Source organism: Acetobacter lambici (assembly GCF_011516885.1).
GTDB lineage: Bacteria > Pseudomonadota > Alphaproteobacteria > Acetobacterales > Acetobacteraceae > Acetobacter > Acetobacter lambici.
The window spans coordinates 363,240-384,497 of sequence record NZ_WOTD01000001.1; the positions used below are offsets into that span (position 1 = coordinate 363,240).

Here is a 21,258-nt window from a genome sequence, read left to right on the forward strand (position 1 = left end):
ACAAACCATTGCTCTAGCCCGGCAATCGGGCCGGAAAAGCAATGCTGAAGCACGTACCCCTGCCATTGGGGCCGCTCTCTATCCTTACGTTTGCGTCGTGCAGATGAGCAATGGCGCAAACAAGGCTCAGGCCCAGACCACTGCCGGGCACATGCCGGCTCTTGTCCGAACGATAGAAGCGGGACAACACATTCTGTCTTTCCTCAGGGGCAATGCCTGTGCCCGTATCCGTGACGATCAGCAGGACTGCGTCATCTTTTTGTTGCACATCCAGCACGATACTACCGCCTTCAGGAGTGAATTTGATAGCATTATCAACCAGATTAGCCAGCAGTTCGATCAGAAGATGCCGATCCCCCCATACCTGCCCTTCCACCGCAGAAGGAAGAGCCTGTAGTTTTTTGTCCTCCATTTCGGCAATGGGTTCGTAAAGATCGAACACATCATCCATCAACTCACGTAGCCTGACCTGTGCAAAACCGGCCATGCGGCGGCTGTTCTCTATTTCCGCAATCCTGAGCAGGGCGGTAATAATGCCAAGGCACTGGTCCAGATCGTCCACCGCCCGACCTATGGCGGCTTCCAGTTGCTCTGGGTCCCTCTCACCCGTCTGGGCGCGCTCCAGCTTGGCCCGCACGCGGGAGAGCGGGGTGCGCAGGTCATGCGCAATATCGTTCCCCACCGCACGCATGCCGTCCATCAGATGTTCCAGTCGGTCGAGCATGCGGTTCACACTCCCCGCCAGCCGCTCCAGATCATCCCGCTCACGGTTGGCGGGCAGGCGTTCATGAATATCGCCCGCCATAATGCGGTCTATGGCCTCGTGCATTTCCTTAACGCGGGACAGGGCGCGGTGGCTCAGGGCCACCCCGAGGAACAGTGCAAACAAAAAGGTGGGAACCGCCGCCACCAGCATAGCATGGCGGAGCATGAACTTCTGCTCCGCCAGCAGATGAAAACTGCGCCCCAGCACCAGAATAGTGTGGTCTGGCAGGGTTACCGCCAGCAGGCGCAACGGGTAGGCGGCCCCTTCCTCGGGATAAATTTCGATATTATGGGGCTTGCCGTCCGCCATCAGCCCTCTGGGCCATGTATGCAGATCCCCCGCGATTAACGCGTGCCCTGCATCAAACAGCCCCGCACTGTTAATGATCAGCCGCAGATCATCTGTTGCACGGCGACGTATAACATATTCCAGATGCTCGGGGGACATCTGGGCCAACAATTCGGCCTCCCCTTGCAGCAACTCGGTAGAGCGGCGGGATTCGACGGCCTCCATCTGGGCATACACCAGACCGAACTGCATGAGCATGACGCCAGCCATGGCCGCCAGCGCCATGAGAGTGATCCGGAATGTGGCTGTCCGAAAAACCTCAGTCAGAAACACGCAGTTGGAACCCCGTACCACGAATGCTCTGGATCAGCGGTTCCTCGCCCGGCGCATCGACCTTCCTGCGCAGTTTGCCTATGTGCACATCTACCAGATTGGTGCGTGGTATAAAGCGGTAATGCCAGACATCCTCCAGCAGCATGGAGCGGGTCAGCACCTGACTGGGTCTGCGCATGAGGTATTCAAGCAACCTGAACTCACGCGGGAGCAGATCAATCTCGCGCCCATCCCGCCAGACCCGGCGTTCGATCAGATCCATCTCCAGCGGCCCGGCGCGCAGCTTGGTGTTGCGCGTGTCATCCGGCCTGCGGAGCAGGGCTTCTATCCGTGCAACCAGTTCCTCCATGGCAAAGGGTTTGGTCAGATAGTCATCCCCCCCCGCCTTAAGACCTGTTACGCGGTCATCCACAGCAGACAGGGCGGACAGAACCAGCACTGGTGCCCGAATCCCCTGCTGGCGCATGGTTTCTATAACAGACAGGCCATCGCACCCGGGCAGTAGCCGGTCGACCACCATAACATCGGCCTCACCCCGCAAGGCGGCATCCAGCCCTGCGGTGCCTGTTTCCTCATGATCGACGTTGAAGCCGCGACCTGTGAGTTCTCCCACAATTTCCTCGGCAATTCTGCCGTCATCCTCGATAAGGAGAACTGTCCGCCCTTCCAAAAAAGGGGGTAGCGTATCATCTTCAGACATACCTGCCCTCTCGCTCGTGTTCTACCCTGTTGCAGTGCTGCCCTTCTCATGGCCACTAAATTCAATTTCAGACTCTTCGCCTTCGTCCTCGCTCACAACCGGATTATCAAGCTCCTTGAGCCTGCGTGTGACCACTCTGGTGCGCCGTCTGGCCTCTTCAATTGAAAAGGACATAGCCTGCGCATTCCGTGCGAGCTTGTCCAGCACCGTATCCATTTTCAGCATTTCCTGCCGGGTGGCACCCAGCAGGCGGGCAATGCTTTCCGTCCGCTCTTCCAGAGCAAGGGTTACGTAGCCCAGATGAATAGTGCGAAGCATGGCGGGCATAAGAGCTGGCCCCATGACCATAACCCGGAACTGCCGCCCGACCTCATCTATCAGCCCCGGAATACGGGCCACTTCAGTATAAAGCCCATCTGTTGGCAGATAAAGCACGGCAAACTCAACCGTTGCGGGAGGCTGAATGTATTTGGTGGCAATTTTACGTGCTTCCGCCCGCACCGTATTTTCCAGCGACTTGCGGGCGGCCTTTTCCCCCACCACATCGCCCTCTTCCGCCGCATTGAGCAGTTTTTCGTACGCTTCGGTCGGGAATTTGCTGTCCACCGGCATAAGGGGCGGAGTTTCGGTTTTGACGGGCATGCGAATGGCAAACTCCACCACGTCATTCCCCGGCCCCAGCCTTACATTGCTCTCATATGTGCCCGGCGGCAGCACATCATCCAAAATGGCGCGTAGCTGCGCCTCCCCCCAGCCGCCACGGGTTTTAACATTGCTAAACAGCCGCTTGAGGTCACTGATCTGGGCGGTCATGGCGCGGACCTCGCCCATGGCCTTCTGCATGGCGGTAAACTGCTCCAACACCCGCTGGAACGATGTGTGCATCTGCCGCTCCACCGCCTCGTGCAGTTGCTCGGTCACCGCGTGGCGGATAGCCCCGAGCTGCTGGGCAGAGGCCTCCGCCATATTGCGCAGCGCCTCGGACTGGGCGGCGCGCGCCTCCGCCTGCTCGCGCCCCAGACCGCCGGACAGATTGCCGAGTTGTTCGGCCAGTTCGGTGCGCATGCGCTCCAGCCGCTCGCCAAACGCGCGCTCCATCTCGTTCATGGCGGTTCTCTGGGCCGACGAATCAGCACGGGCGGCGGCGGCCTCGCGCTCCATCATGACGTACAGCCGCGCCAGCAGGTCGCTATCGGCACTTTTTGCGGGTGGTTTACGCAACACAAAGGCCAGCACCACGCCCAGCAAAAGAGCCGTGACCGCCACACATACAAGAACAATTACAGAACCCATGCCCTGTTGTGTCTGATGTTCTGGCCAAGAGCAAGCACCCTTGTCTCCTGTTTTTGCACAAAAAAGAGTGCCACCACGCAACATCCCTCATGCCGTGAACGTAATGACAGGCATAGCGCGGTAATGATAAGACCCCTGCCCACGGTGCCTTGTTCACCAACAAACCAAAAAGCCCAAAAGTGGAGAACGCAGCTTGAACACGGCACAACGCATTCGGGGTATTCTGGCGGGATCGGCCGGGAACCTGCTCGAATATTTTGACTGGTACGTCTATTCCTCCTTCACCATTTACTTTGCCCATGCGTTTTTCCCCCACAGCAGTCCAACGGCCGAACTGCTCAATGCCGCGGCCGTCTTTGCTGTTGGTTTTTTTATGCGCCCCATTGGCGGATGGCTGCTGGGTATGGCGGCGGACAGATACGGGCGGCGCAAGGCGCTGACTTTTTCTGTTCTGGCCATGTGTTTTGGGTCTCTGGCCATAGCTTTATGCCCCACCTATGAGCAGATCGGGGTTGTGGCCCCGGTTATTCTTGTGCTCGCACGACTGGTGCAGGGGTTAAGCCTTGGTGGGGAATATGGTGCCTCCGCTACGTATCTGGCCGAGGTCTCCACACCGCAGCACCGGGGCTTCTGGTCCGGGTTCCTGTACGTCACGCTGGTCATGGGCCAACTGCTGGCCCTGTGCGTGCTGCTGGTCATGCAATATGTGTTTTTAACACCCGAGCAGATTGCCAGTTGGGGCTGGCGCGTGCCCTTCCTGATCGGGGCGTGTGGCGCGGTGCTGGTGTTCTGGCTCCGCCGCCAGATGGTGGAAAGCGAAAGCTTTGAAAGCACAAACAAACAACAGGCCAAAGGGGGCATACGCGTTATGCTTGCGCATTGGCCATCCGTGTTGCGGGTCTGCGGGCTGACCCTTGGTGGCACAGTCGCTTTTTATACCTACACCATTTACATGCAGAAATACCTTGCCAACTCGCTTGGTTTTTCCAAGGAAACGGCAACCCTTATTTCCGCTGCCAGCCTGTTCGTGTTTGCCGCCATGCAGCCCCTGTTTGGCGCGGTCTCCGACCGGGTCGGGCGCAAACCCCTGCTGCTGTTTTTTGGTGTGGGGGCAAGCCTTGGCACCATACCGCTGCTGAACGCTCTTTCCCACGCCACATCGGGCTGGGTGGCGTTCGGGCTGATTGTTGCAGCCCTGTTCATGGCTTCTGGCTACACGTCCATTAACGCCATTGTTAAGGCTGAGCTGTTTCCCACCCGTGTGCGTGCATTGGGGGTGGCCCTGCCTTATGCGCTGACCGTCTCCATTTTTGGGGGAACAACCGAGTATATTGCCCTGTGGTGCAAGCATGTCGGCCATGAAAACTGGTTTGCATGGTACGTGTCCGCCTGTGCGCTGGTAACCCTTGCAACCGCTCTGACGCTCAGCAAAACCAGTACAATACCCGACAACACCCCCTGACCCGGACCCTGCTTTTTTCAACAAAAGGACAGGGAACAGCCTTTAATTTGCCACAAGCGGATCGATATTTAAGGAGGAACAAAAAACATGGAGCAGCCTGACACCCTGTTCCAAGGAGGCACGTTTGATGCGCCGCATGACACAATTTCTGATGGCCCTGCCCGTTATTGCGGGTCTTGGTCTGGCAGCTTTGCCCTCCGCTCAGGCGCAACCCGGACGCTGGGGCGGTGGTGGTGGGGCCATTGCTGGAGCACTTATTGGCGGTCTGGCCGTTGGAGCGCTTGCGGGGGCTGCCATGAGCGGTGGCCCCGGCGGCTATGGCTATGGTTACGGGTATGGCCCGCCCCCGCCACCGCGCGCCTATATGGTGCCGGTTGCACCCATGGGGCCACCTCCGGGTTACTACTACGCAGCACCCGGTGGCTATTATTCAGGCTGGTAAGGTCTTATCCGCCTGAACCGCCGCACCTTCTAGCGTGAGTAGAAGGTGTTCAGGCGGCCGCGCCCAGTGTACGGGCCTGCGCCAGCACAGCCTCCACATGGCCCGTTACTTTAACCTTGGGCCAAATGTGAGCAATGTGACCGCTGGCATCGATCAGGAATGTGGCACGCTCTATGCCCATATAGGTCCGTCCATACATGGATTTTTCCACCCATACGCCATAAGCCTCAGTAACGTGCCCGGCTTCGTCGGAGGCAAGGGGAAATGTCAGGCCGTATTTGGTGGCAAAGGCATCCAGCTTTTTAACCGGATCGCGCGAGACGCCGATAACGCTTAACCCGGCCTGCTCAAACGCCTGTAGGGTCTCATTAAACCCGCAGGCTTCCTTGGTGCAGCCCGGCGTATCCGCCTTGGGGTAAAAATACAGCACAAAGGGTTTGCCCTTTAGGGCTACGGTATCCACCGTGCGCCCACCACTGGCCGCCATGCTGAAGGCTGGCGCTTGATCCCCCACCTTTAGCGCGTGATTTTTTTCCATAACCTTAAACTCCTTTAGCGTGTGTTCGGTCGCATGTGTCCGGCATTCAGCCCTCGGGCCGTTCGGCTGGGCCTGTGGTGGCTACTGGCCCCACCAGTTTTTCAAAACAGGTCCGTACGTCCCGTGCCAGTTGGTTGGTCCGCTCCATAAGCTCGGGCAGGGTACGGGCCCTCATGTTCCTGAGCAGAATATTCAGTGCCGCAGGCACCATATCCGTCTCCAGTTCCTTGGGTGGCACGGGGCCACACAGCAAACGCAGCAGGGCCTGCAAACGCCGCCAGAAAAAATCCGCCTGCTTTAACAGTTTTGCATCCGCCGCATTCAGCACGCCACACCGCTCAAGCCGCCCCAGCGCCAGCCGTGTGGACGGGCTGCGGGCTGTGGGGTCTGCTGCGACAAGCTGAAAAATCTGGGCGATGAACTCCACCTCCATCAGCCCCCCTGCCCGGCGTTTGATATCCCATACCGAACTTGCGGGCAGGTCGCGCGCCAGACGCTCCCGCATGGTGCGGGCATCGGCCAGCAAAGCCGCGCGAGTGGGGCGGGTGGGGCGAATGCTGCCATCAAGCACATGCTCCAGATCCTGCGTCAGAGCCCGCCGCAACGTTTGTGGTGCTGCCACAATACGTGCCCGCGTAAGGGCCATACACTCCCACGTCCACGCGGCTTCCGCATGATAACGCAAAAACGCCGTGCGCGGGACCGCAACCGGCCCAGCTGCCCCCGATGGCCGCAACCGCATATCCACCGCGTAAAGCGGGCCTTCTGGTCCCGGGGCGGTCAATGCTGCTATAAAAGCGTGGGCAAGGCGGGTGTAATACTGCCCCACAGCCACGGAGCGGGGACGGGAAAAAGCCAGACCTTGCTCCGCACTGCCTTTTTGGGCGGGCACAAGGCTGACCTGACTATCCTCCGGGTGGTCAAATACCATCAGCAGGTCAAGGTCTGAGCCGGGCATCATCTCGCGCGAGCCAGCCTTGCCCATGGCAATAACCGCCATGCCACCGCCGGGCACGCGGCCATAGCGCCGCACATGGTCACGTTCCACGGCCTGTTTGATCACGGTCATGATCGTATCGGCCAGCAGGGTGCGGGCGCGCTCGGCCTCGTCCTCACCAATCCGCCCCTCCAGCAGGGCTACGGACAGGCGGAACTCTTCCCCCCGCAATAGCGGGCGCAGGGTGGTGAGCAACTCCTCCACATCCGCCACTTCCTCAGCCAGTGTTTTCAGCCGGGCAACAACATTTCGCCCTTCCTCCGGCTCGGGGGCAAGCAGCCCCTCCAGTGCGGAGGGCTTGTCCGCCAGATGGTCGGCCAGAAAGGCCGAGGCATCAAAAATACTGGCAATGCGGTCGATCAGTTCGGGGTTACGTTCAAAAAGCGAGAGCAGTTGCACACCCGCATGCTGGCGCGCCAGCAGGGCATCAAACCTGCGCAGGCAGGCCAGTGGGTTCCCGCGCTGGCCAAAATTGGACAGGAGTGCAGGCAGCAGCGCACGGAGCAGCGCATGGGCACGTTCGGAACGCAGGGCGCGCAGGCTGTTACCACTCCACCGCCCCAGAACCTGCGCTGCCTCCACCACCTGAGCGGGAGGAAAGTCGTATTTTTCCAAAAGTTCGGCGACCTGCCCCTCTTCTGGGCCGGGCATGAGCACGCTACCGGCTTCCATGCCGTTCTGTGCGGGTTGAATAACAAAATGCCGTTCAAAAATCCGCCGCGCTTCCCGCATACGCGGGAGCATGTCCAGCGCCAGCGCCTCACCGTCGGGGTAGTTCATAAAAATGGCGAATGCGTCGAACCCAGCTACCGTATCCGGCAGGCTGTGGGTCTGATGGTCGGCACGCATTTGCAGGCGGTGTTCCGCATCGCGCAAAAAGCGGTAAGTGCGGGCCAGCACCTCGGCCTCTGCCCGGGGCAGCCTGCCCGAGCCCACCAGTTTTTTGAGCGCGCCAAAGGTTGTCTTGTCCCGCAGTCCGGGTTCACGCCCCCCCCAGACAAGCTGCATGGCCTGCGCGATAAATTCAATTTCGCGTATGCCGCCCTGACCGAGCTTGAGGTTATGGCCCAAAAGCCACGTCCGGCTGGCATCGGGGTCCGCCAGAACAGAATCGGGCAGTTGCGCCAGATCCGTGCGCCCCGCCTTGCGGTAGCGGTCTATGCGGGCCTTCATGTCGTGAATGTCATCTATCAGGGCAAAATCGAGGTGCTTGCGCCAGATAAAGGGCCTTATGGCCGCCAGAAAGCGCCGCCCCAGCGTAAGGTCCCCCGCTACGGCCCGCGCCTTGATCATGGCCGCGCGCTCCCATGTCTGGCCCAGACTTTCGTAATACAGCATGGCCGCCTGCACTGTGACCGCGGGTGGCGTGGAGGACGGGTCGGGTCTGAGCCGCAAATCGGTACGAAAAACGTAGCCATTCGCATCGCGCGCTTCCATCAGACTAACAAGATCGTTAGTCATACGCACAAACACACGTCGCACCGCGTCTGACTGAGAATACGTTGTGGGGTCGTACAACACTATCAGGTCGATGTCGGATGAAAAATTCAGTTCACGCGCACCCAGCTTGCCCATGGCCAGCACCACCAACCCACACCCCTGCGTGGGGTTTTCGGGGTGTGGCAGATCAAGCTGCCCGGCCTCATTGGCCTGCCACAGCATATGTTTGAGTGCGAGTTCGAGCGCGGTTTCCGCCAGACGGCTGAGCGTTTGTGTGACATCCTCCAAAGACCAGAAGCCCCCGAGGTCCGCAATAGCGCAAATAAAAGCTATACGCTTTTTTGCATGCCGAAGGAACGCCGCGACATACTCTCGCCCCGATGTGGCGTCAAACTGTGCGCATGTCGCAAACGCATCGAGCACACAGCTATCTGGCCCCTTGTCCAGCAGGGCAGCAAAGGCTTGAATGTCCTCCCGCGCCAGATCGGACAGGTATGGGCTGTTCCCACCAAGGCACAACATCAACGCACGCGCACCCGGCAGCGCCATAACCGATGCCGCAATACCGCTCTGGCTGGCCAGTTCCAGCATGTCCTCAACAAACACGGCGGCTCTCTGGCTGTCTGCCGGAGCAGGCCAGTCTGCATCCGGCCAGGTCCGCGGGCCTTGCCTGCGGGTCTGTCTTACGTCACGGAAGAGAGAATGATCTGCCTGCGTCATGATATGGCCCGTAATGTGAACCATAAAGGCTTGCTGCGTTGACTTCCAACGGTCAAGACACCTCACCCCCCGCAAGAACAAAAATTCCCCGTGCGCTGGCCATTGGGGCCTGTGTTCTGGTGGCCTCGCCATTTGTGGGAGTAGCCGCGCTACTGGGCTGCATGGCGTTTGGCCCGCTCGATATTACTCCTATCGTGCGACCTTTTCTGCCTATTACAATTATTAAGGGCGACCACGCACAGCCACCTGCGGTCAGTCTGCGCCTTGGCCATGCTGAACTCCGCTGGAATGGTCTGCGTGAGGGCATGGGTGTACCCATTGCCGTTGTTTTGCAGGATCTGAGCTTTATTGCTCCGGGCAATACCCACCCGAACACTGTGCGCGAAGCAGACGTAACGCTGGACCCGCTGGCCCTGCTGCGTGGCAGCATACGGCTGCGCACCATCAACATTAAAGGGGTGCGCCTTGCCCTGCGCCGCGCCCATAATGGCAGCGTGGAGTTTGATCTGGACCTGCCGCCCGCCCCCCAGACCCAGCAGAGCAACACGCTGGAAACCTACGGGCTGGAACACGCCCGCATAGAAGACGCCGCCATAAGCATGGATGACCGCCTGACCGGCACCCACTGGCTGGCATCCAACATTGGGGTGGACCTGCGCCTGCGCACAATCGGGCGGGCCATGGGCGTGACTGGCTCTGTCCAGTTGAGCATAGCCCCACAGAACAACCCCGGCACCAAGCTTGTACTGAATGCCCATGGCGCGCCAGCCGATAATGGCAAGCAGATTGTGTGGCACCTGAACACCAACACGCTCAACCCAGCCACATTTGCCCCCCTGCGCCCCGAACTGGCCAAAATAGACCTCCCCCTGAGCATTACGGCGCAGACGTATTTTACAGCCGCTGCCAAAACGCCATGGATGCTGCCCAACGCACTGGAACTGACAACCTCCCTTGGTGCGGGACATGTGGATGCAGGCGGCACACGCTATGAGGTGGACCACGGTACGGCCAATGCGGTTGTGTTGCTAAACCAGACACAACCGCAGTCCATTCCAGCCCAGATTACCATTCCCTTTGTGCATCTGCTGCTGCGCAACCCCGGCATGCCCGATGACGCAACGCGCGCACTGAGCGTGAACCTGAGCGGTTTCCTCAACGCCTCCGACCTTGTGCAGCCCAAAAACGTGGAAGCCCGGCTGACCACCACCATTCCTCAGGTCTCGTTTGAGGACCTGACCTATTACTGGCCCACCCTTGCCGCCAAGGGAGGCAAAAAATGGGTCACGGAGAATATAACAACCGGCACGGCCACCAACCTTGTCACCACCGCTGATCTGGGGAGCACCCAAGGCTGGAACGGCATAAAGCTGACCAACATACAGGGCGGGATTGACGCCACGGGCCTGACCATTCACTGGCTGCGCCCCATTACCCCCCTACAGGGGCTGGACGCCCGGCTGGATATTGTAAACCCGGACAAGCTGAGCATCCATTTTGACCACGGCTACCAACTGGTGGACCGGACAGGCAAAAACGTGGGCCAGACCGGCACCGGCCGGATTGAGGCAGGCCCCGGCAGCATGGACATTGTGGGCCTGACCAAAAAAGACCAGACCGGCATTATAGAGACAGACCTGCATGGTCCTTTACAGGATGTGATTGCCCTGCTGGCCGAGCCACGCCTGCACCTGCTCTCCCGCCACCCACTCAGCCTGACCCGTCCGCGCGGTACGGCCAGCCTGCATCTGGGCCTGAGCCTGCCGCTAATCAGCCGCGTAACCATTAATGACATGACCATCCAGAGCCATGCCGATGTGGCCCATGCTTCGATCGGCAATGTTGTAGCCGGGCGCGATGTGGCCAATGCCCGCTTTGGGCTGGACGTAACCACGGACGGCCTTGCCCTTGCCGGGCATGGCGTTATTGGCGGCCTGCCATCCGACCTGACATACGACATGGATTTCCGCTCCCTGCCGCCAGACGCGGTAGCGGAAAAAGCCCATCTGACATCCCGCATCACACCAGATACGGCACTGGCCGCGGGCATTGGCACGGGTGAACATTTTGGCGGCAGCGCGGACCTTGCCGTGGACTACCAGCAACTAGCCAACCATACAGGCACGGTTGCCCTTGATCTGGACCTTGCCCACTCGGACATCCGCATTCCCATGTGGCACAAAACGGCGGGACAGGCTGCCCAGGCCACCGCCACTTTGGATCTGGACAAAGGCCAGATCACCAATGTGGATCATCTTCAGGCCTCGGGGCCGGATATGAGTGTTATCGGCAAGGCGCGGTTGCAGGCGGGGCATGCGCCAGAACTTATTATTTCGTCCTTCAAGATCGCGCGCTCGAACGGTCATGCCAGACTGGTGCTGCCACAAAACCAGTCTGGCAACATGATCCATGTTGGCGTCTATGCCGACACGCTCGACCTCTCCCCCCTCATGAGCAGGGATGAACACGAACAGAGTGCGGCCGAAGCCAAAAAACCGACCAACTACCATGTGCCAGAAGCCGCAACCGGCAAGCTGCACGGCCCCCCCGGCACTGCTTGGGCCATTGACCTGACCGCCAACCAGCTCTGGTACAGCAAGAACAAACAGCCCCTGCGCACCGTGCAGGCCTATTTTGAGGATAACGGTCTGCGGCTGGAAAAAATGCGCTTTACCATGCGTGGCCCCGTACCCGCGAGCATGACACTCACGCCCACTGGTGCAAACCGCACTCTACATGCCCATATTCCCGACATGGGGGCGTTTCTGGCCGCGTTTGGCGTTCTACCAGACGTTAAAGGGGGGCAGGCGGTGCTGGACGGCACGTTTGATGATACCGAGCCGACAGCCCCCTTTAGTGGCAAGCTCAGCGTCACCCCGTTCACGCTCAAAAAAGCGCCAACCTCTTTGCAGGTCGCACGCAATATCTCCCTTTACGGCTGGCTTAATGCTCAGGACGCCAACGACTTTCTGGTCACGCACTTCAACATGCCCGTAACGTTTGAAGATGGCGTGCTGGAAATTCATGATGGCACAACAGGCAATGGTGCCCTTGGCGCTACGCTGGAAGGCAAGGTCAACCTTGATCGCAACAGTATTGACCTGCACGGCACCGTAGTGCCCGTTTTTGCCATTAACACCCTGCCCGGCAAACTACCGGGAATTGGTAAACTGTTCAGCCCGGAAAAAAATGGCGGTCTGCTGGCGGTGACCTTTGGCGTTACGGGTAATCTGGAAGACCCGACCCTGCACATCAACCCCTATTCCATTTTTCTGCCCGGCGCATTGCGCGAGATGTTCTGAGGCAGGGCGCCCCCGCACTGCATGCGCCTGTCATGCGGTGCGGGGCGTAGTGGCCCAGAATTACCGGCCTGCTAATGCGCATGCCGCTGTGATGGCAGGTCAGACGTCGCATCGCGCGAGGCGGATGTATCCACCCCATCACCCGCATCTGGCAGGTCCGCATCGCTTTCTTGCAAAAAAACCGGGTCCTGCACGGTCCGGTTGATGGACACGCTGAGCGCACCCGAATGAATCAGATCACGCAGAGAGGCATCCTCGTCTCCCATATCAGTGTCCACGCCATTACCGCTGACCTCGCCCACGGCATGCAGGACCAGCCCGTTATGGGGCCGTACCTTCTCGCGCAGCCAGTGGCGGGTGTGGGAGACAACGCTGGACGCATCGGCCACCATGCAGGGCTGCATGTGGGTCAGGGTTATGGTTTCGGTCGTAACAATGGCCTGTGCGGGTGCCGCATGCCCGGTGGAGTTGGCCTTGCCTGAATTATCCGTGGCAAACACAGTACCCGAAGGCACAACAACCAGCGTTTGCGGCTGTTGTGCTGCCTGCTCCGTTACGCAGACCGTGGTTGGCCCATCCGCCGCCTGTGCATGCGCGGTTTTGCACGCACCCCCAAAGGCTGCGCATAACGCAAAGAGTAACGCGGTGCGGCCATAGGTTGAGTTATGCATTCCATGCCTTTCCTGCCTTTGTCACCAATGACCACGCACCCATGTGTTAAGGGTGTGCCGGAGCCTCCTGCCGCAAACCGGGGGGAATAACAAACAGGCTGTCAGGCTGGGCTGTGCGCTGTACGCTGAGTGCGCGCACCGTAATCTGCCCACCCTGCGCGACCTGAAGCAACACCCCGTCCGCTGTGTAACAGGCATCCGTCGGGTGGCCATCCGTATCTTTTGTGCGCCACACTGTGCACTGCTCACCCGCCACAACGGAACTCCCCAATCGTGCATAGGAGCCGACCATTGCGGGCTGCCCCGGTGGGGTAAGCTGCTGTGTGCCCGGCACAGGCATGATACTGACCCGTTTGCGTCCGTTATCCACAACACTCAGGGTTCTGTCACGCCATGAGGTCAGCATGAACACGGCGGATTTATCCGGGTCCAGCCGCTGGCGCAGGGTTGCAACCTGCCAACGCATGCGCTGGCGGGTGCTGACATCCCCTTGCGGGGAGGCCAGTTCATACTCCACATCCACATCCACCGAAGGGGTAATGGCCGGAGCTTCCGCCGGCGGTTCACCCACGGCATTGGCAGGCGTTGCGGCAGAGACCTGTGGTGTGGCCACCTGCTGCGCTTGGGCCTGCGCGCCCGCCATACCGGCCTGCACCAGCCCAAAAGCTGCAACCACCAGAGCACTGCGCGGCACCATTATGGAACGTAACACCATTACCGGGTCTCCCCTTCTGGGTTGGTATTGCCCGTAGGCAGGCTGGTGGTGGGGCCAACACCTGCTGCGGGTGTTTCGGGCTGGGCGGCTTCATCCGAGCGGGGGGAATGGGGGGTGACTTCCTGAAAACCCTGTGGTGGTTCAAAGGCGCTGACCGGCACAATATCGTAAGCCACCTTCATGGCGCGCAGGCTGCCGTTCAGCCCATCCACATCCACACCGTCCTGCTGGAGCACAAAGCCGTCATCCGTTACGCAGGTTGACGCCTTGCCCTGAGCCGAGACCGCCTGCCAAGTGGTGCAGGGCTGGCCCGCCACCACATCACTCCCCGTTTTGGTGAACTGCATGGACATATCAAGCAGGAAGGGGTTGCGTATGCCCTCCTGCTGCACCAGCCGGGTATAGACACGGCGGTCGTTAATAATAACCAGAACCTCCTGCGCGGCACGGTTGATAATAACCGCGCCACGGCTCTGATCCCCCTCCATGCGAGTCATGTAGTTGATCCGCATCAACCCGCCATCACCCGAGTACAGAACCTGCACATGGCGGCTTGCAACGGGCGTGTCCGCCTTGGCACCGGCCTGTAGGTCCTGCTCGGTCGGGCGGGGCTGAAAAACATAGTCAATGACAGCATCGCGCCCCGGTGTCAGGCGGGGGTGATCGGTGGCAAGCTGGGCATGCAGGGATGGGGCGATCATGGCAGACACGGAGGGAACACTTATGGCGCACAGGCCAAGCACACGTAGGCCACGTTTGCAGGCCGGTAAAAATCTGTCTGTCACCAAGTCCATCTCCATATCTTTTTCCGGCCCGCACTGTTTGTGCGCACGGTTCACGCAACCGGCTTTGTCTAGTTTGTGGCAGCGTTACATGCTGCGTATTTCGGCTTCCAGCATATCGGGTGCTAACGTATCGGACCAGCAGAGCTGCATACATACTGCGCGCTCAAGCTGCTGTTTGTACTCTGCTGCCGGTATTTCCACCCCGCCAAAGCGGGCAAGGTGCTCCGTGCCAAACTGCGTATCGAGCAGAATAAAGCCATTCAGGCGCATGCGGGCAACCAGATGGACAAGTGCTACCTTGGAGGCATCGGTCACACGGCTGAACATGCTCTCGCCAAAAAATACACCGCCAAGGGCTACGCCATACAGACCGCCTACAAGCGCGCCCTCCACGCGGCATTCCACACTATGGCCAAAACCCATGGTGTGGAGCGCGCAGAACAACTGGTAAATACGGCTGTTGATCCACGTACTTTCCCGCCCTTTGGCGGGGGCTGCACACCCCCACATGACGGCGGGAAAGTCCCTGTCCACACTGACCTCAAACCGGCCCGACAAAACTGTGCGGCGCAAACGCCGTGGAACGTGAAAACCCTCCAGCGGCAGAATACCGCGCGGGTCGGGGTCATACCAGCTTAGGGTCGGGTCGTCCTCCCCCTCCGCCATGGGGAACAGCCCTGCGGCATAGGCCCCCAGCATAAGCTCGGGTGTTAAGCCATCTGGCATGCCGGGTCTGCTCCCATGTGTTTTCCCCTGCGTTTGGTCCCGTGCAACCGGTTTTTCCCGCACTCGTTATCAGCCATGGGCGGCTTGCTGTGTAGCGCACCCGGCGCGGTATGCTACCCTGCCCAAAGAATAAATACATCCCTGCCCGGCCCACCATGCCGCACCATGGAGATTTTTGTGACCACCCAAGCCCCGCGCCTTATCCGCTCCACCCGTCTGCTGGATGCCGTAGAAAACCGTATCCGCTCCGAGTTTGATGCCCCCCCTCCGCCAGACCATGCCCTGAGCACGGCCGAACTGCTGGAACTGGCACATGCCTACCAGCCCTTTGCCGTACTGGTGACCCACACATCCCCCCTGAAAGGCGCGGATGTGGCGGCCCTGCCGGAAAGTGTTAAACTTGTTGCAACGGTCAGCGTAGGGCTGGACCACCTTGATGTGCCAGCCCTGCTGGCACGCAATATTGCCGTGTCCAACACCCCCGATGTGCTGACCGACTGCAACGCCGATCTGGCGATCATGCTCATTCTGGCAGCCAGCCGCAGGGCTGCGGAATATTATACGCTCATGAAGGCCGGATGGGGCCGCGCCTTGGGCATGGGGGAAATGCTGGGCCACCGCGTAAGTGGCAAACGTCTGGGCATTGTGGGCATGGGCCGCATCGGTCAGGCCGTTGCAAAGCGCGCCCGTGGGTTTGACATGTCCATTCTCTACCATAACCGGCGACGGCTGGATGCGGCGGAAGAAGCCGGAGCCACCTACTTTGAAAAACTTGAGGACATGCTGCCGCACTGCGACATTCTGACCCTGCACATGCCCGGCTCGCCCACTGCCCCGCCGCTGATCAACGCCCACACGCTTGGCCTGCTGCCGCGCGGCAGCGTGCTGGTCAACGCCGCCCGTGGCTCCCTGATTGATGAAGACGCTTTGATTGAAGCCCTGCGCTCCGGTCAGCTTTTTGCCGCGGGTCTGGACGTTTTCCATAACGAGCCCAACCCCAACCCGGCACTGCTGGCCCTGCCCAACCTGTTCATGACCCCCCATGTCGGCAGTGCCACGGTGGAAACCCGGACCGCCATGGGCATGCTCGCACTCGATAACGTTGGAGCGCTGGCGGCGGGCAAACCCCTGCCCTCCGGTGTCAGCGCGTAAAGCAGTAACCCAAGGAGGACCACCCCATGACCATGCGGCTTTTTTGCGTTCTTGGTATCGGTATTTGCGCCCTGCTCTGGTACCCGGCCTTCCATTATCAGGGCGTTTTGCGAGTGCTGGGCATCAGCTTTCTGGGCATGGCCGTTATTGCGACTTTTATAGAACGCTCTGATCCACCCGTTCACGCCAAAAAATAACACGCCAATACCAAACAGGGCCGCATCACGCGGCCCTGTTTTTGCATCTCGCCAAAGTTAGCCGATACTCAGAGTTTTTCACGCCCTTCAAGGCTGTCACGCAGCGCAAGGGCGGTATCACGCACCACCGGACCATGCTCACGCTCCAGCCTGCGGATGGTAAAATGTGCGCGGGCCAGCGCACGGTAGTGGTTAAAAAACGCCGTATTGAGTGATGCGCCACACAGAGCGCCCGCAACAGGCATAAGCTGGACAGAAATTTTTTGCCCCAGCGCCAGACCGTAATGCGAGGCCACTTCGGCTATCAGCATTACAACCGGGCGGCCACGCAGCACCGCTCGGGCCGAAAAATAGCCCAGTTCACTCTCTTCCCCATTCCGGCGGTTGGGAAACGCCTTGAGTGCGAACACTTCCAGGCAGGCGCGCCGGGCATCCGGGTCGCTCAGGTCCTCACCTTCCTCCCGGGCAATACGGGCAATCTCGCGCATGATGGTCAGGGTAGTAAACCCGATATCTGGCGCAAGCCCGGCAAGCCCGGCAAAGCCACCTACAGCCCCCGATACAGCCACCGCCGCCTGAAGGCCCGATGTGCGCCAGCGCGAGTCTTCCATGGCGGTATCGGTCGGGCCTTTCATGCCCAGCACGGCAACGTCAAACGCACGGGTAATGGCTGTTTCGGCCAGTCCGCGCAGTTTTTGTTCCATGTTGGGGGCCATGCCCAGACCGCGCATGCCCAAACGTGCGGCATGGCCAACAGCACCCCCCATAAGGTCCGCCAGACGCACCAGAACGCCGCGCCCGGATTCAACTGCGATCAGGGCTGTCTCCAGATCCCCCAGGTCGCGGCCACTCAGCGCTAGCGGAGTCAGGGCGTTGCCTGCTGTTTCCTTCATGCTCATACGTGCCTTTCCTGTCTGCTACCTGCCTCATTTACAGCAAATGCGACAATCGGCGCTGCCAGAGCGCCGTATGCTATGTATTCGCGCTGATCATAACAGGCTGATCGTATGAAAAACAGATGACCTGTTACAACGCGCCCCCAGTGCCCACGCAAACAGCGTTGTAAGCGTGGCTTTAAGCCCTTACACAACTCATGAAGAATCTGGCTTAACGCCGTGCCGCTTTTAAGGAGCTTTCCTCATGGCTGGTCTTTTCCGTCTTTTTTCTCCGCGTGCAAACGCCTCCAAGCCGGGCCGTAGCCTGAGCCGCCTGAGTTGCGTTGCCTCTGTTCTGGCTCTGGCCGCGTGCGCCACGCCAGAACAGAAAACCTACGACATGGCGCTGGCCGATGCCCGCACGGACCCAAGCCTGTGCCAGTCCATCCGTTACTACCCACTTCTGGCACAAGCATGGCAGAAAGCCCACATGGGCGGAGATGCGGACATGCAGGATGCCTCTGCCCCGCCGCAGGGCAGCCTGCCACACATCAAGGTTACGGCGTCCACCGCCATGCCGAACGTGAACTTTCCGCCCTATTCCCAGCGCTCATGCCACATGACCATTCAGGCTGGCAGCCATGCGCCCGAAACCGGGTTCATGACCGTCGCCTACTTCATGCATAACGGCAAAGTGGATACTTCGCTCGTCAAATGGAACTCCGATACCGAGGTTTCCAAGTATTATGATGAACTGAAGGCCAAAATCAGCAGTGGTGTGGACATGAACAACCCCACGCTCAAGGCCTGCATGACACACTACCCTGCCTTGCAGACCAACAGTACGGACCCATCCGTGCAACAGGCCGCCGTCAGCCTGCGTGCCCTGCTGGTCCGCCACTGCCTTGCAGACCATGCAGCCCTTAAAAACCTGTACTCCGACATGTACTTCATTCACCGCTGAACACCACGGCTCCCCCATACCCACATGCCAGCACAGCCCTTGCATTGAGGACCAAAAACCTCATCCTGCTCGGGTCAGGCTCTCTGCTTACAGGATTACAGACCCTATGAATTACCAGTCCATTGCCCCGAACTTTGCCGTAACAGGCCAGATCGCACTCAGCGATATTCCCGCGATCAAGGAAGCCGGGTTTAAAACCGTTATCTGCAACCGCCCCGATGGTGAGGAAGCAGGCCAACCCGCAGCCGAAACCATTGGTGAAGCCGTGCGTGCAGCCGGGCTGACCTTTATTGCCATTCCCATAGCATCCGGCGTGCCCCCCACGTCTGACGTGGTGATTGAAACACAGGAAGTGCTCAACACCCTGCCCGGGCCATATTTTGCCTATTGTCGCTCCGGCAACCGTTCCGCGCAGGCATGGATGCTAGCCACACAGGGCTGACCCACACGAACACGCACAAAATGGCAAAGGCCGCCCGGTTGGGCGGCCTTTTTCACAATAATTTGATAGCGGTGCAAACAGAGCGGTTTCAGCCCTGCTCCACCCATCCGCCCATCTGGCATAATTCCTGCCAATGCTCCGCCGAGACAGGGCAGACGGACAGGCGGGACTGCCGGACCAGCGCCAGTTCCTCCAACCCCGGTTCAGCCTTGATCTGGGCAAGCGTGACCGGTGTTGGCATTGGGCCTACCGCCTTAACATCCACACACACCCACGCCCCGGTTTCCGCCGTGGGGTCGGGGTAGGCGGCACGCACCACCTCCACCACGCCCACAATCGCGCGCTGCACGTTGGAATGGTAGAAAAAAGCCCTGTCCCCCACGGCCATGGCGGCAAGGTTCTTTTTGGCCTGATGATTCCGAACTCCGGTCCATGGCTCTACATCGTTTGCAACCTGCTCGTCCCAGCTAAAGGCGTCAGGCTCGCTCTTTATCAGCCAGAATGCCATGTTATTCGGCCAACTGCCCATCGCGGAAAACCGTGCGTAGCGGGCGCACAACCACGCTCTCAAACAGGTCCACCTTGGCGTAGGGGTCGGCTGCGGCAAAGCCCTCGGCACTGGCACGGTCTTCGGCTTCAAGCAGGATCAGACTGCCACAGGGTTTGCCGTCTGCATCCAACTGCGGACCACCAAACTGGATGGACGCCTTGTTAAGCTCCAGAAAGGCCAGATGCTGCGCGCGGGTCGCCATACGCAGGGCCAGAGAGCCGGGGCGATCTGTACAGATAATGGCAAACAACATGCCTCTTTTTCCTTCTGTTGTGTCTTACGGGCATGGTCGCCCATGAAGAACTGCATCGTGTCAGAACGCTTATAATGATATAAAGGAGACAGCAGCAGTCCCACTTTGAGACATATCGCCCCCTACGGGCAAGGGTGTCATCCCTTGCCCATAAACCAGACAGACGGAACGGACCAACTTTTGAGCGCCTCACCGACCTTTGTCGCGCGTACTGGCAGTTTTTTCCACCGGTATGCCAACCCCGGCCGGTTTCTCAAGCTGGGCGCGCGCCTTCAGCCTTGGCTGACATGGCCTGCCATTGCCTTTACGCTTGTGGGTCTGGGCTGGGGATTGTTCTACTCCCCCGCCGACTGGCAACAGGGAGATTCCGTGCGCATCATGTATGTGCATGTGCCCGCCGCCATGCTGGCATCGGGCGGTTATGCAGGGCTTGCCCTGTGCGGCCTGCTCTCGCTGGTATGGCGCCACCCGCTAGCAGACCTTGCCGCGGTGGAAATAGGCCCGGTTGGGGCCTGTATTACCGCACTATGCCTTGCCACCGGCTCCATCTGGGGCAAGCCCATGTGGGGCACGTGGTGGGTGTGGGATGCGCGCCTGACCTCCGTACTGGTCCTGTTTTTTCTCTACCTCGGGCACATTGCCCTTATTCGCGCGTTTGATGACCCGCAGCGCGGCTACCGGGCCGCAGCCATTCTGGCACTTGCCGGGGCGGTGGACCTGCCGATCATCAAGTTCAGCGTGCAATGGTGGAATACGCTGCACCAGCCAGACAGCATTACCATAACAGGAGCGCCCACCATGTCCGCCTCCATGCTGTGGCCGCTGGCTCTTTCTACCATCGGGTTCTCTCTTGGCTTTGCAGCCATTGTTGTCGCACGCACCCGTGCGGCGGTCATGGAAAGCCGCATTCGCGCACTGCTTTCCTCCCCCCGCCGGGGCGGAGGAGCAGCATGACCCACCTTCCCTACATTGTTGCCAGCTACGGGCTGGCCGCCATTATGGCCCTTGTTCTCTCCCTTGGTGCGGCACTCAGGCTCAAACGCGACCGGGCCAGACTGACAGCTCTTGAGCAGACCCATAACCGCAACGCAGGAACACCCCTTACTCCATGACCCGCAAGACCCGTCGCCTCTGGCTTGTCATTGCCTGCGTTGCCTGCCTTGGCACCGCGGCAGCCCTGATCCTGCGGGCTTTTTCTTCCGACATTGTTTTTTTTGTAACACCGTCTCAGGTTGAAGCCTCGCCCCCCCCCACAGACCGCACGGTCAAGCTGGGAGGCATGGTTGTTGCTGGCTCGGTCAAGCGTGAAAAACACGGTGAGACCCCGGTCGCAACCTTTGCCGTAACCGACGGTCAGGCCGCCGTAACCGTGCATTACGAAGGAATTTTGCCGGACCTGTTCCGCGAAGGCCAGAGTGTGGTGGCCATTGGCACGGTCCAGCCGCCGCACGAATTTATGGCGAGCGAGGTTCTGGCCAAGCATGATGAGACCTACATGCCCAAGGAAGTGGCCGAAGCCCTTAAAAAATCCGGCAAATGGGACCCCCGCTTTGGCCCGCCCCCAAGTGCGGCAAGCTGGAACAACATGACCGTGCAGGACGCAAGCAAGACCCTGTCCGCCCCCGCTGCACCGAACTGAACAGCCTG

At 59.8% G+C, this 21,258-nt stretch carries 22 protein-coding genes; 10 read left to right on the top strand and 12 right to left on the bottom strand.

The window, feature by feature from the left end; all coding sequences use genetic code 11:
- Positions 1 to 13: 13 nt before the first annotated feature.
- Genes GOB86_RS01705 through GOB86_RS01715 form a run of 3 tightly spaced genes read right to left on the bottom strand, consistent with a single transcriptional unit; the run spans position 14 to position 3,380 of the window.
- Positions 14 to 1,387, bottom strand: a complete 1,374-nt coding sequence (locus tag GOB86_RS01705) for an ATP-binding protein (RefSeq protein WP_165990641.1) — start codon at positions 1,385 to 1,387, stop codon at positions 14 to 16.
- On the bottom strand, positions 1,374 to 2,087 hold the full coding sequence (locus tag GOB86_RS01710; protein WP_165990642.1) for a response regulator transcription factor: 714 nt from the start codon (positions 2,085 to 2,087) through the stop codon (positions 1,374 to 1,376). Before GOB86_RS01710 ends, GOB86_RS01705 begins: the two co-directional genes overlap by 14 nt.
- Positions 2,088 to 2,108: 21 nt before the next feature.
- Positions 2,109 to 3,380, bottom strand: coding sequence for a DNA recombination protein RmuC (locus GOB86_RS01715; RefSeq protein WP_165990643.1), 1,272 nt, complete (start codon positions 3,378 to 3,380; stop codon positions 2,109 to 2,111).
- Positions 3,381 to 3,573: 193 nt separating this feature from the next.
- Between GOB86_RS01715 and GOB86_RS01720 the strand changes: the two genes are divergently transcribed.
- Complete coding sequence (locus GOB86_RS01720) at positions 3,574 to 4,842, top strand: MFS transporter (protein ID WP_165990644.1); 1,269 nt, start codon at positions 3,574 to 3,576, stop codon at positions 4,840 to 4,842.
- A 136-nt stretch (positions 4,843 to 4,978) separates the two neighbouring features.
- Positions 4,979 to 5,284 carry a hypothetical protein gene (locus tag GOB86_RS01725; RefSeq protein WP_242012379.1) on the top strand — a complete coding sequence of 102 codons (306 nt, stop codon included), beginning with the start codon at positions 4,979 to 4,981 and terminating at the stop codon, positions 5,282 to 5,284.
- 49 nt (positions 5,285 to 5,333) lie between these two features.
- Here GOB86_RS01725 and bcp read toward each other — a convergent pair whose 3' ends face one another.
- Complete coding sequence (bcp, locus tag GOB86_RS01730; RefSeq protein WP_165990646.1) at positions 5,334 to 5,822, bottom strand: thioredoxin-dependent thiol peroxidase; 489 nt, start codon at positions 5,820 to 5,822, stop codon at positions 5,334 to 5,336.
- A 46-nt stretch (positions 5,823 to 5,868) separates the two neighbouring features.
- On the bottom strand, positions 5,869 to 8,979 hold the full coding sequence (locus GOB86_RS01735; RefSeq protein WP_165990647.1) for a bifunctional [glutamine synthetase] adenylyltransferase/[glutamine synthetase]-adenylyl-L-tyrosine phosphorylase: 3,111 nt from the start codon (positions 8,977 to 8,979) through the stop codon (positions 5,869 to 5,871).
- A 38-nt stretch (positions 8,980 to 9,017) separates the two neighbouring features.
- Here GOB86_RS01735 and GOB86_RS01740 point away from each other — a divergent pair, with 38 nt between their 5' ends.
- Complete coding sequence (locus GOB86_RS01740) at positions 9,018 to 12,281, top strand: AsmA-like C-terminal region-containing protein (protein ID WP_165990648.1); 3,264 nt, start codon at positions 9,018 to 9,020, stop codon at positions 12,279 to 12,281.
- Positions 12,282 to 12,352: 71 nt separating this feature from the next.
- Here GOB86_RS01740 and GOB86_RS01745 read toward each other — a convergent pair whose 3' ends face one another.
- The 4 genes from GOB86_RS01745 to aat form a co-directional block, all read right to left on the bottom strand.
- Positions 12,353 to 12,952, bottom strand: coding sequence for a hypothetical protein (locus tag GOB86_RS01745; RefSeq protein ID WP_165990649.1), 600 nt, complete (start codon positions 12,950 to 12,952; stop codon positions 12,353 to 12,355).
- Between the two features lie 46 nt (positions 12,953 to 12,998).
- On the bottom strand, positions 12,999 to 13,667 hold the full coding sequence (locus GOB86_RS01750; protein ID WP_242012381.1) for a hypothetical protein: 669 nt from the start codon (positions 13,665 to 13,667) through the stop codon (positions 12,999 to 13,001).
- Entirely contained in the window at positions 13,667 to 14,461 is a 795-nt protein-coding gene (locus GOB86_RS01755; protein ID WP_165990732.1) for a DUF4412 domain-containing protein, read from the bottom strand. The genes GOB86_RS01750 and GOB86_RS01755 overlap by 1 nt, the downstream gene beginning before the upstream one ends.
- Positions 14,462 to 14,536: 75 nt before the next feature.
- On the bottom strand, positions 14,537 to 15,178 hold the full coding sequence (aat, locus tag GOB86_RS01760) for a leucyl/phenylalanyl-tRNA--protein transferase (RefSeq protein WP_165990650.1): 642 nt from the start codon (positions 15,176 to 15,178) through the stop codon (positions 14,537 to 14,539).
- Positions 15,179 to 15,355: 177 nt separating this feature from the next.
- Between aat and GOB86_RS01765 the strand changes: the two genes are divergently transcribed.
- The gene (locus GOB86_RS01765) at positions 15,356 to 16,330 is read left to right on the top strand and encodes an NAD(P)-dependent oxidoreductase (RefSeq protein WP_165990651.1); all 975 of its coding nucleotides are present in this window, start codon (positions 15,356 to 15,358) and stop codon (positions 16,328 to 16,330) included.
- Between the two features lie 26 nt (positions 16,331 to 16,356).
- Positions 16,357 to 16,527, top strand: coding sequence for a hypothetical protein (locus GOB86_RS01770; protein ID WP_165990652.1), 171 nt, complete (start codon positions 16,357 to 16,359; stop codon positions 16,525 to 16,527).
- A gap of 68 nt (positions 16,528 to 16,595) precedes the next feature.
- On the opposite strand, the gene GOB86_RS01775 is transcribed toward GOB86_RS01770, so the two are convergent.
- Positions 16,596 to 17,420 (bottom strand): EcsC family protein, encoded by an 825-nt coding sequence (locus GOB86_RS01775; protein ID WP_165990733.1) that lies wholly within the window; start codon positions 17,418 to 17,420, stop codon positions 16,596 to 16,598.
- A gap of 247 nt (positions 17,421 to 17,667) precedes the next feature.
- Here GOB86_RS01775 and GOB86_RS01780 point away from each other — a divergent pair, with 247 nt between their 5' ends.
- Both GOB86_RS01780 and GOB86_RS01785 read left to right on the top strand, forming a co-directional pair.
- The gene (locus GOB86_RS01780) at positions 17,668 to 18,366 is read left to right on the top strand and encodes a hypothetical protein (protein ID WP_242012383.1); all 699 of its coding nucleotides are present in this window, start codon (positions 17,668 to 17,670) and stop codon (positions 18,364 to 18,366) included.
- 106 nt (positions 18,367 to 18,472) lie between these two features.
- Entirely contained in the window at positions 18,473 to 18,808 is a 336-nt protein-coding gene (locus GOB86_RS01785) for a TIGR01244 family sulfur transferase (RefSeq protein WP_165990653.1), read from the top strand.
- Between the two features lie 88 nt (positions 18,809 to 18,896).
- Here the strand turns inward: GOB86_RS01785 and GOB86_RS01790 are convergent, their stop codons facing one another.
- Both GOB86_RS01790 and GOB86_RS01795 read right to left on the bottom strand, forming a co-directional pair.
- A complete protein-coding gene (locus tag GOB86_RS01790; RefSeq protein WP_165990654.1) occupies positions 18,897 to 19,316 on the bottom strand; it encodes an EVE domain-containing protein in 420 nt (139 codons plus the stop codon).
- Between the two features lies 1 nt (position 19,317).
- Complete coding sequence (locus tag GOB86_RS01795; RefSeq protein ID WP_165990655.1) at positions 19,318 to 19,611, bottom strand: YciI family protein; 294 nt, start codon at positions 19,609 to 19,611, stop codon at positions 19,318 to 19,320.
- A gap of 180 nt (positions 19,612 to 19,791) precedes the next feature.
- Between GOB86_RS01795 and GOB86_RS01800 the strand changes: the two genes are divergently transcribed.
- Genes GOB86_RS01800 through ccmE form a run of 3 tightly spaced genes read left to right on the top strand, consistent with a single transcriptional unit; the run spans position 19,792 to position 21,250 of the window.
- On the top strand, positions 19,792 to 20,565 hold the full coding sequence (locus tag GOB86_RS01800; protein ID WP_165990656.1) for a heme ABC transporter permease: 774 nt from the start codon (positions 19,792 to 19,794) through the stop codon (positions 20,563 to 20,565).
- Positions 20,562 to 20,723 carry a hypothetical protein gene (locus tag GOB86_RS01805; protein ID WP_165990657.1) on the top strand — a complete coding sequence of 54 codons (162 nt, stop codon included), beginning with the start codon at positions 20,562 to 20,564 and terminating at the stop codon, positions 20,721 to 20,723. The genes GOB86_RS01800 and GOB86_RS01805 overlap by 4 nt, the downstream gene beginning before the upstream one ends.
- Positions 20,720 to 21,250, top strand: coding sequence for a cytochrome c maturation protein CcmE (gene ccmE, locus GOB86_RS01810; protein ID WP_165990658.1), 531 nt, complete (start codon positions 20,720 to 20,722; stop codon positions 21,248 to 21,250). The genes GOB86_RS01805 and ccmE overlap by 4 nt, the downstream gene beginning before the upstream one ends.
- Positions 21,251 to 21,258 lie beyond the last annotated feature (8 nt).